The organism is Paraburkholderia sabiae (genome assembly GCF_030412785.1).
Lineage (GTDB): Bacteria > Pseudomonadota > Gammaproteobacteria > Burkholderiales > Burkholderiaceae > Paraburkholderia > Paraburkholderia sabiae.
In genome coordinates this window covers 5,087,946-5,102,880 of record NZ_CP125295.1, presented here as the reverse complement: position 1 = coordinate 5,102,880, position 14,935 = coordinate 5,087,946, and the positions used below count along the sequence as shown (strand labels likewise).

The 14,935-nt window shown below is 63.3% G+C and carries 10 protein-coding genes and 2 tRNA genes; 7 read left to right on the top strand and 5 right to left on the bottom strand.

Annotated elements, in window-relative coordinates; all coding sequences use genetic code 11:
• Positions 1 to 95: 95 nt before the first annotated feature.
• The 3 genes from QEN71_RS22955 to QEN71_RS22945 form a co-directional block, all read right to left on the bottom strand.
• Positions 96 to 2,594 (bottom strand): acyl-CoA dehydrogenase, encoded by a 2,499-nt coding sequence (locus QEN71_RS22955; RefSeq protein WP_201657267.1) that lies wholly within the window; start codon positions 2,592 to 2,594, stop codon positions 96 to 98.
• 200 nt (positions 2,595 to 2,794) lie between these two features.
• Positions 2,795 to 3,649 (bottom strand): TetR/AcrR family transcriptional regulator, encoded by an 855-nt coding sequence (locus QEN71_RS22950; RefSeq protein WP_201657264.1) that lies wholly within the window; start codon positions 3,647 to 3,649, stop codon positions 2,795 to 2,797.
• 272 nt (positions 3,650 to 3,921) lie between these two features.
• Entirely contained in the window at positions 3,922 to 5,151 is a 1,230-nt protein-coding gene (locus tag QEN71_RS22945) for an MFS transporter (RefSeq protein WP_201657261.1), read from the bottom strand.
• A 318-nt stretch (positions 5,152 to 5,469) separates the two neighbouring features.
• Here QEN71_RS22945 and QEN71_RS22940 point away from each other — a divergent pair, with 318 nt between their 5' ends.
• The gene (locus tag QEN71_RS22940; protein ID WP_201657258.1) at positions 5,470 to 5,964 is read left to right on the top strand and encodes a GNAT family N-acetyltransferase; all 495 of its coding nucleotides are present in this window, start codon (positions 5,470 to 5,472) and stop codon (positions 5,962 to 5,964) included.
• A gap of 71 nt (positions 5,965 to 6,035) precedes the next feature.
• Here QEN71_RS22940 and QEN71_RS22935 read toward each other — a convergent pair.
• Both QEN71_RS22935 and QEN71_RS22930 read right to left on the bottom strand, forming a co-directional pair.
• Positions 6,036 to 6,122 (bottom strand) — tRNA-Leu (locus tag QEN71_RS22935).
• A gap of 178 nt (positions 6,123 to 6,300) precedes the next feature.
• Positions 6,301 to 6,387, bottom strand: a tRNA-Leu gene (locus QEN71_RS22930).
• Between the two features lie 255 nt (positions 6,388 to 6,642).
• Between QEN71_RS22930 and rnr the strand changes: the two genes are divergently transcribed.
• The 6 genes from rnr to QEN71_RS22900 all read left to right on the top strand — a co-directional run bounded on the left by rnr (position 6,643) and on the right by QEN71_RS22900 (position 14,864).
• A complete protein-coding gene (rnr, locus tag QEN71_RS22925) occupies positions 6,643 to 9,099 on the top strand; it encodes a ribonuclease R (protein ID WP_201657255.1) in 2,457 nt (818 codons plus the stop codon).
• Positions 9,100 to 9,228: 129 nt separating this feature from the next.
• Entirely contained in the window at positions 9,229 to 9,972 is a 744-nt protein-coding gene (rlmB, locus tag QEN71_RS22920) for a 23S rRNA (guanosine(2251)-2'-O)-methyltransferase RlmB (protein ID WP_201657252.1), read from the top strand.
• A 200-nt stretch (positions 9,973 to 10,172) separates the two neighbouring features.
• Positions 10,173 to 11,312, top strand: a complete 1,140-nt coding sequence (locus QEN71_RS22915; protein WP_290468217.1) for an IS481 family transposase — start codon at positions 10,173 to 10,175, stop codon at positions 11,310 to 11,312.
• Positions 11,313 to 11,537: 225 nt separating this feature from the next.
• Positions 11,538 to 12,404: an N-acetylmuramoyl-L-alanine amidase gene (locus tag QEN71_RS22910; protein ID WP_201660392.1), complete on the top strand. Its 867-nt coding sequence runs from the start codon at positions 11,538 to 11,540 to the stop codon at positions 12,402 to 12,404.
• An 84-nt stretch (positions 12,405 to 12,488) separates the two neighbouring features.
• Positions 12,489 to 13,184, top strand: a complete 696-nt coding sequence (gene rpiA / locus QEN71_RS22905) for a ribose-5-phosphate isomerase RpiA (protein WP_201660377.1) — start codon at positions 12,489 to 12,491, stop codon at positions 13,182 to 13,184.
• Positions 13,185 to 13,796: 612 nt separating this feature from the next.
• Positions 13,797 to 14,864, top strand: coding sequence for a sugar transferase (locus QEN71_RS22900; protein WP_201660374.1), 1,068 nt, complete (start codon positions 13,797 to 13,799; stop codon positions 14,862 to 14,864).
• The last annotated feature ends 71 nt before the right edge of the window (positions 14,865 to 14,935 follow it).

The following is a 14,935-nucleotide window of genomic DNA, read 5'->3' as shown; positions in this document are numbered from 1 at the left end:
GTGCACGGAGCGTGTGACTTGCCGCAAGCCACGTCCCTGTTCCCGTTGCGGCCACTTCGAGGTCGCTACGGGATCAGGCTGCATGAGCGAAGCCGTCATGCGGCGAGGTCCATCGCCTTGTCGAGCGCTTCCTTGCGTCGTTGCAGGTCGGCGAGCAGGCCGAAATCGGCGGGGAAGTCGTCGACCTTCACCACTTCGGCGCCATAGCGTGCATACGCGTCGAGCACCTTGCGCTCGTCTTCGTCGATCAGGCCGCGCTGCTGCGCCGCTTCGTTCCATTCGGCCAGATCGGCGAGACTTTGCGGAATGGGCTCGATCTTGCCGGCCTTGACGGCTTCGCGCAGGCGCTTCTCGATGTGCGCGACGCGCGGCGTCAGTTCGAACGCCAGTTCGCCATAGCCGATCGGATCGACGCCGACGTGCGGCACGTACGAATCCGCGATCAGCCGGTCGCGCGTGTCGCCCGGCGTCTGCATCAGTTCGGCGATCGCGCTGCCGAGCGCATCCGACGGCGTGCGATGCGGCAAGCCGAACGGAAACGCCAGCAAACGCACGAGACCTGCGGCGAAACGGTTCGGATAGTTGCGCAGCACGCCGTCGAGCGCCGTCTGCGCGCGATACAGCGCATCTTCGACGCCCCACTGCACGAGCGGCAGGTCGCTCTCGTGCCGGCCTTCGTCCTCGAAGCGCTTGAGCGTCGCCGAGATCAGATAGAGCTGAGACAGCACGTCGCCGAGCCGTCCCGAGATGCGCTCGCGCCGCTTCAGATCGCCGCCGAGCACGAGCATCGACACGTCGGCGAGCAACGCAAAAGCCGTCGAGAGGCGCGTGGCCGCGCGGTAGTAGCGCGCGAGCGGCGCATGCGCGTGCCGCGGCTTCGCGATCAGCAGGCCGCCCGTCACGCCGTTCACGAAGCTGCGCATCGCGTTCGACAGCGTGAAGCTCATATGGCCGAAGAACGCATCGTCGAAACCGCGCAGTGCTTTTGCGCGGTCGGGTTCACGCGTCGCGGCCATTTCCTTCAGCACGTACGGATGGCAACGGATCGCGCCCTGACCGAAGATGATCAGGCAGCGCGTGAGAATGTTCGCGCCTTCGACGGTGATCGAAATCGGCACCTGCTGGTAGGCGCGCGCGAGGAAATTCGACGGCCCCATGCAGATGCCTTTGCCCGCGACGACATCCATGCCGTCGTCGATCACTTCGCGATTGCGCTCGGTAATGTGGTACTTCGATATCGCCGAAATCACCGACGGCTTTTCGCCGAGATCGACGGCCTGCGCGGACAGGCGGCGCGCGGCGTCCATCACATAGAGATTGCCGCCCATGCGCCCGAGCGCTTCCTGCACGCCCTCGAACTTGCCGATCGACGTGCGGAACTGCCGCCGCACGGCCGCATATGCGCCGACGCCGCGCACCGCGATCTTCGACATGCCCACGTTCGACGACGGCAGCGAAATCGCGCGGCCGGCCGCGAGACATTCCATCAGCATGCGCCAGCCGTTGCCGACCTGTTCGCGGCCGCCGATCACCCAGTCGAGCGGGATGAAGACGTCGTTGCCGGAGTTCGGGCCGTTCTGGAACACGGCGTTCAGCGGCCAGTGACGTCGGCCGATGTTCACGCCGGGATGGCGCGTCGGAATCAGCGCGCAGGTGATGCCGGGTTCGTCGTCGTCGCCGAGCAGATGGTCGGGATCGAGCGCGCGGAAGGCGAGGCCGAGCACCGTCGCGATCGGACCAAGCGTGATGTAGCGCTTGCTCCACGTCACGCGGAAGCCGAGCGTCTCGCGGCCTTCGAACGTGCCTTTGCAGACGATGCCGATGTCGGGAATCGATGCCGCGTCGGAACCCGCGTAAGGACTCGTGAGCGCGAAGCACGGAATGTCGTCGCCGCGGGCGAGACGCGGCAGGTAGTGGTTCTTCTGCGCTTCCGTGCCGTAGTGCAGCAGCAGTTCGGCGGGGCCGAGCGAGTTCGGCACCATCACGGACACGGCGGCCGCCGAGCAGCGCGTCGCGAGCTTCATGATGACCTGCGAATGCGCATACGCCGAGAACGCCTTGCCGCCGTACTGCTTCGGAATGATCATCCCGAGAAAGCCTTTGTCCTTGACGAATTGCCACGCCTGCGGCGACAGGTCCTGCCAGATGGCCGTCGTTTCCCAATCGTTGGCGAGATCGCAGAGCGTTTCGCATTCGTTGGCGAGAAACGCCTGTTCTTCTGGCGTGAGCTTGGCCGGGCCGTAGCCGAGCAGCGTGTCCCAATGCGGACGTCCGGAGAAGAGCGCCGCGTCCCACCAGACCGTGCCGGCTTCGATCGCGTCGCGCTCGGTCGGCGACATGTCGGGCAGGATCTTGCGGAACAGGTTGAGCATAGGGCGGCTCAGCAACGCGCGGCGCAGCGGTTTGAGCGTCAGCACGAGCGCGGGCAGAACGAGCACGACAGCCAGCACGATCGATGCCGTCACGCCGACCGTGCGCGTCAGCGAGACCGCCGCGACCCACGCGGCGAGGAACGCGAGCCACCACGCGGCCCGCGCCTGCACATAGACAAGCGCCCCGGCAACCACGATCAGCGCAACGATGAACCACGTCATGGCAATCCCTCCTTCCGATTTCGCAGGGCGAGCGCAACCGCGCGATGCACGGCGGGCTCGCGATGTCTTCGAGTTGTCTGGTGGCGCGGCGATCGGCGTTCGCCGCTATCGTTCGCCTTTGTTCGCCGTTATTTCGCCAGTATCCGTCGCAGCCTGTGTGCCCGCCGCACCGAGAGGCGCGTCTAATGCGGGCGTCGTCGTCAGCCTTGCGCCGCGTAGCGCGTGCCGAAGTTCTGCGGGTCGTCGGATTGCGCCGTCGATGGCGGCTCGGACGTGCCGGCGGGTGGTGCGCTGCCATGCGTCGCCTGATCCGTCTGCGCCTGCCGCACGGCCTCGCACGCGATGTCGTCGCTGCCCGCGTCGCCGAGTACGGAGGCGAACACGGCCAGCTGGCTCGCGTCGGGCAGCGGCGCCTTCAGCGCGGACACGATCAGCGACGCGAGCCGCGCGATCAGTTGCAGGTCGTTCATCGACTTGCCTTGCGAGAATTCGCTGATGAGGCTGTCGGTGTCCGCGCCCGCCAGCACGCCGGAGAGCGCACCGATCGCGAAGTGCAGCCGCCAGCCGAGTTCCTCGCGCGGCAGATGCGGTAGCGCGCGCTGGAACGCATCGAAGAAACGCACGGCGACGGACGCATAGTGCGCGCCCAGAAAATCGCGGATGAACGGCGACGGATCCGTGTACGCGCGGCCCAGCAGCCGCAGAAACGCCTTGCCGCCGATCCGCGTATCGCGCGACACGCGCAGCGCCGGAATGAACATCGCGCCGAGCACGTGCTCGCAGGTCAGGCGCGAGCCGAGCAGCGAGTCGAAGCGGTCGAGCAGCTTCAGGCGCTCCTCGTTCAGCAGATCGAGGCGGCGCGACAGCATCGCGTGCATCAGCGATTCCTTGCTGCCGAAGTGATAGTTGACGGCGGCCAGATTGACTTCGGCCTTCGATGTGATCTGCCGCAGCGACATCGCTTCATAACCGTATTCGATGAAGAGCGTCTCGGCGGCATCGAGGATGCGCGATTTCGTGTCGCCGGCGTGGCGGCTCGTCGTGCGTGTTGTCATCTCGTCTCCCTGTCGAGCCCGAGCCGCGCTGCGTGGCGAGACTCTGGACTCCTGCAAACAATCGATTCAAATTGGAATTTGAAACGTGCGTTCTTTTTCAGGATAAGAACGGGGCGCAGGATCGGGCAAGAGGGGAGTGTCGACAGATTCCTCTAAAAGCGGTTGGAACGGCTCGCTGTCTGGGCGGCGACGCGGACAAAAAAGCCGCTCCGACGCGGATCGGAGCGGCTTTTGGCGTGGCGCCGTAGCGCGTTGGTCGATTCGCCGTGTGCTCAGTGAACCGTCGCCGTCTCTGCGACCTGTTCGGCGGATCGCGTCATGTCGATACCGCGCCGTTCGCGGCTGAACATGATGAACACGGCGATCACGACGGCCACGATGCCGATCACGACGGCCATCACGGTCGCGTAGTCGTTGCCGTGCGCTTCGGCGACGCCCGCCTGTAGCGGGCCGTTCACCGACGCGATCAGGTTGCCCAGCTGATACACGAGGCCGGGGAAGGTCGCGCGGATTTCATCGGGCGAGATTTCGTTCAGATGCACGGGAATCACGCCCCACGCGCCTTGCACCGAAATCTGCATCAGGAACGCGCCCGCGGCGAGCAGCACGGGCGTCGACGAGAACGCCCACAGCGGCAGCACGGGCAGCGCGATCAGTGCGGCGATGCAGATCGCACGCTTGCGGCCGATCTTCTCCGACAGCGCGCCAAAGAACAGCCCGCCGACGATCGCGCCGACATTCAGCGTAATCGTGATCCACTGGACCGTGTGCGCATCGAAGTTGTGCTGGATGCGCAGGAAGGTCGGATACAGATCCTGCGAGCCGTGCGAGAAGAAATTGAACGCCGTCATCAGCACGATTGCGTAGACGGAGAGCACCACGTTCTTCTTCAGCGTCGTGACGAGACCGGGGCGCGTCCTCTTTTCGAGCGTCTTGAAGGCGGGCGATTCGGGCACGTGCGCGCGGATGTAGAGCACGAGCAGCGCAGGCAGCACGCCGACGAAGAACATCCCGCGCCAGCCGATGTACTGGTACAGCTGGCCGAATACCAGCCCGGCGAGCAGATAGCCGCTCGGATAGCCCGCCTGCAACAGTCCCGATACGAAGCCGCGCGCTTTGGGCGGCACGGTTTCCATCGTCAGCGCGCCGCCGACGCCCCATTCGCCCCCCATCGCGATGCCGAACAGCGCGCGCAGGATCAGCAGCGTGGTGAGATTCGGCGAAAGGCCCGACAGCAGTTCGAGCAGCGAAAAGCACGCGATGTTGATCATCAGCGTGGGACGGCGGCCGAACTTGTCGGCGAGAAAGCCGAAGATGAGCGCGCCGACGGGCCGCATCATCAAGGTCAGCATGATGGCGAATGAAACCGATTTGATATCGGTGCCGAATTCGCTCGCAATATCTTTCAGAACGAAAACCATCAGAAAGAAATCGAATGCGTCGAGCGTCCAGCCTAAATATGCCGCGATCGTGACGTTTCTTTGTTCCCGAGTCCAGCTCATTTCAATTGTTCTCCTGTGATCCCGAATCGACGCATTAATGCGTGATGCGGGTCTCATGCAACTGGCTGTTGCGGTCTCCCGATTAACCGTGCAGGCCATTCCGGGTACAGGCAGATGGCGCCGCACGCCGCGCCCCGTCAATGAAGGCTCCGAAGAGTGTACGCCGTCGATTAAGCGGCTGCATGAAACGGACCCGCTTTATCAGTGCTAATACCTGGATAATCGGATGTGAAAGCGGAGATAATGTCGGGCGAATGAAATTAATGTATTGTTATTGACTGGAACTGGTTTGTTATTCGTAAAAATCGGGAATAAACATTGCTCGCTCCTTTCGAATCTCCACGGATCTTTTTAAGGCCGCGCACGCTCGCCGATCTCGACGATTGCATGGCGATGGATCGCGATCCCGAAGTTACGCGACATGTGGATGGGCCGTGGAATGATCCTGTTGCGCATCGGCGGTTTGTCGTCGATCGCATCACGCGCGCGTATCCGGAGGGTCTCGGCTACTGGTCGATCTTCGAGCGCGATAAGCCGACGCGCTTCGTCGGCTGGGTGCTGCTGATTCCCGAAGACGCGAGCGGGCCGGAGATCGAAATCGGTTGGCGGTTGGTTCGTGACGCGTGGGGAAGAGGGATTGCGAGCGAAGCGGCGCGCATCGTCGTCGCGCATGCGTTCGATACGGTCGGACTCGATTCCATCGTTGCGGGTATTGCCGAAGGGAACACCGCGTCGCAACGCGTGGCAGAGAAACTCGGGATGAAGCGGGAAGGGTTCGCGGACGGCTATGTGCGCTTCCGGCTGACGCGATAAAGCGGCAACACAAACAAAAAACCCCGCAGGCTTATCGCTTTGCGGGGTGATCTGTTTTAGCTTTGAGAGAGTGGTGCCCAGGAGAGGACTCGAACCTCCACGGTGTTGCCACCGCTAGGACCTGAACCTAGTGCGTCTACCAATTCCGCCACCTGGGCACGTCTCAAGCTAGACCGCTATTTTAGCGAGAAGATTCTGCGTGTCAATCGGTATTTCGAAAAACGCTTCATCTTTTCGCCTGGTTGTTCGCGGATCAAATGACTCACGACCAACCGGTGCTGCAACTGCTCTCACTACAATGAAAAACCGCCCGAAGGCGGCTTTTCATTTGAATCTTGGTGCCCAAGAGAGGACTCGAACCTCCACGGTGTTGCCACCGCTAGGACCTGAACCTAGTGCGTCTACCAATTCCGCCACCTGGGCAAGGTGCGTTTGAAGCAGAGACCGAGATTATAGCGGGTCGAAGAATGGTGTCAAGCGTTTCGCGAAAACATTCGCGAGACACGCCAGCTGGCCCCGAACACACGCCGCGCGCATCTCGCAATCGCCCGCCAGGCGGCGCGTGGCGGCCGGGACGGGTGTTAGAATCCCTCGAAGTATCAAGCGCAGTTGCAGTAGATATAGCAGCGTCATCCAATCGCCGACGTCCACGCAACGAGAACAATCATCGACAAGCCCTTGAGCAAATATCCGTATCCGATTCCAAGCCGCGAAGAAATCCTCGGCGTGCTGCGCACGAGTGAAACGCCGCTTGCAGCGAACGACATCGCCGAAGCACTGTCGATCAAGCGCCAGGAGCGCGAAGGGTTTTTCAAGCGCCTCGCCGCCATGGAGCGCGACGGCCAGATCAGACTCGATCAGCGCGGGCATTATCAACTCACTCATCCGTCGAACTTCGTCGCGGGCCGCGTCCAGGGCCATCGCGACGGCTACGGCTTTCTGATTCGCGACGACGGCCAGGACGACCTGTTCCTGCCGACGGGCGAAATGCAGAAGGTCATGCACAACGATCGCGTGCTCGCGCGCATCGTCGGCTATGACCGGCGCGGACGACCCGAAGGCCATATCGTCGAGGTGACGGACCGCGCGAACAAGCGCGTGATCGGGCGTCTGCTCAACGAGAACGGCGCGCTGATCGTCGTGCCCGAAGAGAAGCGCATCGGCCACGACATCCTGATCACGCAGAACACGAAGAAGGCGAAGGTCGGACAGGTGGTCGTCGTCGAACTGACGGACTTTCCGAGCCGTCACTCGCAGCCGCTGGGGCGTGTGGTCGAAGTGCTCGGCGATATCGACGACCCCGGCATGGAAATCGAAATCGCCGTGCGCAAGTACGGCGTGCCGCACGAGTTCAGCCAGGCCGCGCTCGATGCCGCCGCGAAGCTGCCCGACGAAGTGCGACCCGTGGACATCAAGCATCGCGTGGATCTGCGCGATGTGCCGCTCGTCACGATCGACGGCGAAGACGCGCGCGACTTCGACGATGCCGTTTATTGCGAGCCGGTGAAGGTAGGACGCGGCGAAGGCTTCCGCCTGATCGTCGCGATCGCCGACGTGTCGCACTACGTGCTGCCCGACGGCGGCCTCGATGTCGATGCGATCGAACGCAGCACGTCGGTGTATTTCCCGCGCCGCGTGATTCCGATGCTGCCGGAGAAGCTGTCGAACGGTCTCTGTTCGCTGAATCCGCAAGTGGACCGCTGCGTGCTGGTGTGCGACGTGGTCATCACCGCGCGCGGCGAGATCAAGGCGTATCAGTTCTATCCGGGCGTCATGCATTCGGCCGCGCGTCTCACGTACACGGAAGTCGCGGCCGTGCTGACCAACACGAAGGGTCCGGAAGCGACGCGCCGCGCCGCGCTGCTGCCGCACCTGCAGAATTTGTACGGCGTCTACAAGGCGCTGTTCGCCGCACGCCAGAAGCGTGGCGCGATCGACTTCGATACGACGGAGACGTACATCGTCTGCAATGCGCAGGGCAAGATCGAGCAGATCGTGCCGCGTCATCGCAACGACGCGCACAAGCTGATCGAGGAATGCATGCTGGCCGCGAACGTCTGCGCGGCCGACTTCATGAAGCGCAACAAGCATCCGGGTCTGTATCGCGTGCACGCGGGTCCGACGACGGAGCGCCTCGAAAATCTGCGCACGTTCCTGCGCGGCATGGGCCTGACGCTAGGCGGCGGCGACACGCCGCACGCGAGCGACTACGCCGCGCTGATGGCGCACATCCGCGATCGTCCCGACGCGCAGATGTTGCAGACGATGCTGCTGCGTTCGATGCAGCAGGCCGTCTACAGTCCGGACAACATCGGCCACTTCGGTCTCGCGTACGAGGCGTATGCGCACTTCACGAGCCCGATCCGCCGCTATCCGGACCTGCTCACGCACCGCGCGATCTACGCGATCCTGCAAGGCCGCAAGTACGAGCCGAAGGCGCCGCATGGCGTCGAGCTGAACACGGCGCTGTCGCCGCGTGCGCGTGCGATGCAGGCGGAAGACGAAAAGCGCACGGGCCGCGGCCGTCCGAACACGGCGATCTGGGAAGAACTCGGCATGCACTGCTCGGCCAACGAGCGCCGCGCCGACGAAGCCTCGCGCGATGTCGAAGCGTGGCTCAAATGCTACTTCATGCGCGACAAGCTGGGCGAAGAGTATGGCGGGATGGTGAGCGGCGTGACGTCGTTCGGCATCTTCGTGCAGCTCGATGCGTTGTTCATCGAAGGCCTCGTGCACGTGACGGAACTCGGCTCCGACTACTTCCAGTACGACGAGATCAAGAACGAACTGCGCGGCGAGCGCACGGGCATCCGTTACCGGTTGTCGGACCGCGTGCGCGTGCAGGTGAGCCGCGTCGATCTCGATGCGCGCAAGATCGATTTCCGACTCGTGCGCGACACGCCCGTGAAGTCGCAGCATCGCGCGACGACTGCGGAAAAGGCGAGCGATCTCGGCGGCGGCCCGCGCGTGCGTTCGATGGAACGTGCGGCGCAAGTCGAAGGCGGCCGTCGCAAGAAGGCGCCGCCTGCGCAGACGGCGGCCGTGAAGGAAGCGCGCGCGGCGCGCAAGGCAGCGGCGTCGAAGAAGCGTGCGGCGTCGAAGTCGTCGGCGAAACCGGCGCACAAGAAGCGTTGATTTCGCGGTTGGTTTTCTAGCTGGTCCTGTAATCGATTCTGTTGTAACGCCGCGCACGTGTGTGCGCGGCGCTCGTTCTCATCGGGCGCGCTGCGATCGCGGCGTGCTCATTCAAAGGTTGTTTCAGTCATGTCACGTCTCAAGGTTCTCTACGGTTTTCACGCGGTGACGGCACGTTTGCGTCACGATCCTTCGTCGGTCGAAGAAATCTATTACGACCAGACGCGCCGCGATCGCCGGATGACCGAGTTTCTCGGCGTGGCGAAAGAGGCGGGCGTCCGTCTGATCGCCGCCGACGAAACACGTCTGTGGGGGCTTGCGCACACGGAGCGGCATCAGGGCGTGGTCGCGCGTGCGGGCGACTTGCCGCTGGCGCAGAATCTGGCCGAATTGCTCGACGGCATTCAGGGGCCGGCGTTGTTGCTGGTGCTCGATGGCATTACGGATCCGCACAATCTCGGCGCGTGTCTGCGTGTTGCAGATGCGGCGGGTGCGCATGCTGTGATCGCGCCGCGCGACCGGGCGGTTGGTTTGAATGCGACGGCGGCGAAGGTCGCCAGTGGGGCGGCTGATACCGTGCCGTATATCACCGTGACGAATCTGGCGCGTGCGTTGCGCGAACTGAAGGACGCGGGCGTGTGGGTCGTCGGTACGGCGGGCGAGGCGACGGCATCGTTGTATGAGACGAAGCTCGATGGGCCGGTGGCTCTCGTCATGGGTGCCGAGGGGGAAGGGATGCGGCGCCTTACGCGCGATACGTGTGATGAGGTGATGCAGATTCCCATGGCTGGATCTGTTGAGAGTCTTAACGTTTCCGTTGCTTCTGGGGTTTGTTTGTTTGAAGCTGTGCGGCAGCGGGCTGTCAAGAAGTAGGTTTTTTTGTCTGCGACGCTAGTCGCGATTTTTTTGTCTTTGCTTTGGCATCCGCGAATTCGTATCGGTGCTTCATGCGTTGCCCCTGTGCGGGGCGGCACCTACTTTTCTTTGCAGCGGTGTACAGACTGGAGACATAGCTGACAGGTGTACAGGGACATGGTTGACACTTTCGGGTAATCAAACGCCCGGATTCAACCATGCCCTGGGAAGCAAAAAACACCATGAATCTCCGCGAAGAATTCGTCAGCCTGGCCGCCACACAGGCCCTGTCATTCAGCGAGCTATGCCGGCGCTACCGGATCAGCCGCCAGACCGGCTACAAGTGGCTGGACCGTCACAAGGCCGAAGGCCCCGGCGGGCTGGCCGACCGCTCCCGACGCCCGCACCACAGCCCCCTGCGCTCACCTGAACACATCGAAGCGCGGGTGCTGGAACTGCGTCGCGAACATGGCTGGGGCGGACGCAAGATCGAACGGCGCCTGAAGGATCTGGGCGAGACAGAGGTGCCCGCGCCCGCCACGATCACCGAAATCCTGCGCCGCCATGGGCTCATCGATGAACAGGCGTCGCAGCAGCGCCAGCACTGGCAGCGCTTCGAGCACGCGCATCCGAACCTGCTGTGGCAGATGGACTTCAAGGGCGACGTCCAGACGCTGAAGGATGGGCGCTGCATGCCGCTGACGGTCATCGACGATCACTCGCGCTACAACCTCGTGCTGAGCGCCTGCTCGCGTACGACCACACAGGTCGTGCAGGCCGAGCTTGAGCGCGCGTTCCGCTGCTACGGGCTGCCCGCGCGCATCAACACCGACAACGGCGCGCCGTGGGGCTCGCCCAGCGCGCCGGGGCAGCTCACCGAACTCGCGGTCTGGCTGATCCGGCTGGGCATCCTGGTGAGCTACAGCCGGCCGTATCACCCGCAGACCAATGGTAAGGACGAACGGTTTCACCGCACGCTGAAGGCCGAAGTGCTGGACCGGCAGGCCTTCAGCACACATGCGCACATGCAGCAGGCACTGGATCGCTGGCGGCACGTGTACAACGTCGAACGTCCGCACGAGGCACTCGGGATGGCCACGCCCATCACGCGCTACGCGTGTAGCCTGCGCGCGATGCCCGAGCGGGTGCCCGAGCCCGAATACGGCCCCGGCGATGAAGTGTTGCGGGTCAATGCCAGCGGCGTGGTGCGCCTGCGCGGCCAGAAACTGAAGCTGTCGATCGCGCTCAAGGGGCTGCAGGTAGCCGCCCGCATGAGCGAGAAGGAAGACGGGGTGATCGAGATCTGGTTCGCCCATCAGCGGGTCGCAAAACTTGACCTGAAGACTCCCAAACCCTGACCATCAGGTGTCAACGATGTCCCCGTACAGGTGTCAACCATGTCTCCAGTCTGTACACCGCTGCAAAGAAAAGTAGGTGCCGCCCCGCACAGGGGCAACGCTAATAAACCGAAAGCAAATCGCGGATGCCAGCGAAACAGTCAGCGCAGGGGCAACGCATGAAGCACAGATGCGAACCCGCGGATGCCAGCGAAAAAAGCCAGACCAAACAGAGACACAAAGGCAATGCAGATCAACCCCCGCATAACATCACTTCTAGCGTTAGCAGCACTGCTAACAGCCTGCACAACAACCCTGACAAACAAAGGCACCTACTACACAGACACATCACGCGAAGCGCAATACAAAGACACGCGCATCAGATTCCTGGTAATGCACTACACAGAAATCGAAGAAAAAGAATCGCTGGACGTACTGACGCAACAACAGGTCAGCGCACACTACGTAATCCCGGACCATCCCCGCCAGAAAGCTGGCGAGCCCATCATCTGGCAACTCGTCCCCGAATCGCAGCGGGCCTGGCACGCAGGCCTGAGCTCCTGGCAGGGCACAACAGAACTGAACGCCGCCTCGATCGGCATCGAAAACGTCAACCTCGGTCCCATCGACACGCCCCAAGGCCGCACCTGGCAGCCCTATCCGCCGGAACAGGTCAACGCGATGATCCGCCTGTCGAAGGACATCGTCACGCGCTACGGCATTCCGCCGACACGCGTCGTCGGCCACAGCGACATCGCGCCGCAACGCAAGATCGATCCGGGTCCGCTCTTCCCGTGGAAGCAGCTCTACGACGCCGGCATCGGCGCATGGCCCGATGATGCAACCGTCGCGCAGGAACTCGCCGGCCGCGATCCGCACGCGCTCGCCGATGTGCAAAAGCTTCAGCAAAAGCTCGCGCGCTACGGCTATGAAGTCGCGACGGACGGCGTGCTCGACGAGAAGACGCGCCGCGTGTTCGCCGCGTTCCAGATGCATTTCCGTCCCGCCGATTACTCGGGTACGCCGGACGCCCAGACGGACGCGATCGCCCAGGCGCTCCTCGACAAATACGTGCCGGCTAGTGCGCAAGAGCCGGCCAGGACCGCGCCATGAGCGGATTCGGGCGCAATAAGTCGAACCCCGCGCGCCGACTCCGGTAAACTCGATGTTTTCCGCCTGCCTGAAGCATTTCCCATCATGACTCAAGACGAACTCAAGCAACTGGTCGGCCGCGCCGCCGCCGACTACGTGATCGCCAACGTCCCCGAAGGCGCCATCATCGGCGTCGGCACGGGCTCGACCGCGAACTGCTTCATCGACGCGCTCGCCTCGCACAAATCGCGCTATCGCGGCGCCGTGTCCAGCTCGGTCGCGACGACGGCGCGCCTGCAATCGCACGGCATCCAGGTGTTCGACCTGAACGAAATCGACTCGCTCCAGGTGTACGTCGACGGCGCCGATGAAATCGACGCCAGCGGCGCGATGATCAAGGGCGGCGGCGGCGCGCTCACGCGCGAGAAAATCGTCGCGTCGGTGTCGGAGAAGTTCGTCTGCATCGCGGATGCGACCAAGCGCGTCGACGTGCTCGGCCAGTTCCCGCTGCCCATCGAAATCGTACCGATGGCGCGCACCGCGATCGGCCGCCGCGTGACGGCGCTCGGCGGCGTTCCCGTCCTGCGCGTCGCGAAAGACGGCACGCCGTTCATCACCGACAACGGCAACGAAATCCTCGACGTGAAGGGCCTGCGCATCAGCGATCCGCGCACTGTCGAAGCGCACATCAACGCATGGCCGGGCGTCGTGACGGTCGGGCTCTTCGCCGCACGCGGCGCTGATCTGTGCCTGCTCGGCACCGACAAGGGCGTCGAGAAGATCGAATACGCGCGCAGCTAGCCAGTCTGTAAACAACGCCGCGACACGGCGCTACATAACAGCGCCAATCAACAGCACCAGCAGCAAGCATCAACGACGCACCGCCTGCATCACGCAGGCGGTGCGTTTTTTTTTTGCGTGCCGTCCCGATACAGACGGCGAAGCATCCCATCGCGCAAGACCACCATCCTGACAGCGCGTCCATGCGCTCTCCGTTGGGTAGACCACACATCGCCATGCGTGCACCCGACATCGCGCGATCGACGCGTTCATCGGAAGAACGCATTCGTCGAGAGAAAGCGCGTTACGTACGCAAGCGCACATAGCGCGCGTAGTGGTTGCGATCGCATCGACCCGGCACGACAAGGCCTGGCGGGAGACTGTGAATGGTTGGTGGGGTTGCGCACGGAATACTCGACACTGTCCCCTTACCGTAGCGGCGTGGATTCGGATATCGCGAAGAAGGCAACGCTGGCAGCGCGGTACTGCTCGAGCCGCGCATGACAGGCTTGCGGCGATTGACGGATTGCGACGTCCCTGCGGGGAAGATGGTTCGCGGTACGGGAGACAGCCATGGAAACGGCAGGATGGCTAAACAACGACACTGAAAATGCGACGCAGCGGAGTAGGAATATGTCCGAGCTGGTGCAACGTACGATCGATATTGCGCTAATCGTGCTGGGCGCTTTCGGCGCGCGGCACCTGAATCTGAACGTGCTGCAGATCGGGCCGCCGCATGCGCTCGATCCGACACTGGTTGCCTTCGTCGCCGCGCTGGCGCTCTCGGTGTTTCCGGCGTGCGGCACGTATCCGCCGCGAGGCAGCCGCTCCGTCGCGAGCATCGCCGGGCGCACCACGTTCGCGTGGCTTGCGGTGCAGCTGTGCGGGTTGGCGCTGCTTTACGCGATTCATCGCGATCACCTGATTTCGTTGCCGTGGTTCATCTACTGGACGCTCACCACGGGCATTTCGCTGCTCGCTTCGCACACGCTCTTTTTCGCGGAACACAGCGTGTCGCGCCAGGTGGCGGCATGGCTGCGGCGCGAGGACGCGGCGCCCGATCTGCCCGACGTCGAAGCGCACCCGCGCACGATCCGGCACGTCGTCAAACGCGCTTTCGACGTCGTGGCGAGCCTGATGTTCATCGTCGCGCTGTCGCCGCTGCTCGTCGTGCTTGCGCTGGTCGTGAAGAGCGACGGCGGCCCGGCGTTTTATGGGCACACGCGCGTCGGCAGGAACGGGGAGAAGTTTCGCTGCCTCAAGTTTCGTTCGATGGTGGTCAATTCGGAGCAGGTGCTCAAGGATCTGCTCGCCAACGACCCCGCGGCGCGAGCCGAATGGGAGCGCGAGTTCAAGCTCAGGCACGACGTGCGCGTGACAGGCATCGGCCACTTCCTGCGCCGCACGAGTCTCGATGAGCTGCCGCAGCTGTGGAACGTCGTGCGCGGCGAGATGAGCCTCGTCGGCCCGCGTCCGATCATCGCGCAGGAACTGGAGCGCTACGGCGTCAACAGCAAGTACTACCTGATGGCGACACCCGGCATCACGGGGCTGTGGCAGGTCAGCGGGCGCTGCGAGACCGATTACGCGACGCGCGTGCAGCTCGATGTGAAGTATGTGAAGAACTGGTCGCTGCGCAGCGACATCGGCATTCTCTTCAAGACGTTCTTCGTGGTGATCAGGGGCAATGGTGCTTACTGACGAAGGAGCGGACGAAGGAGCGGACGAAGCGGCAGCGAGTCAGGGAAGCACCGTGGCGTGGTTGGTGGCGT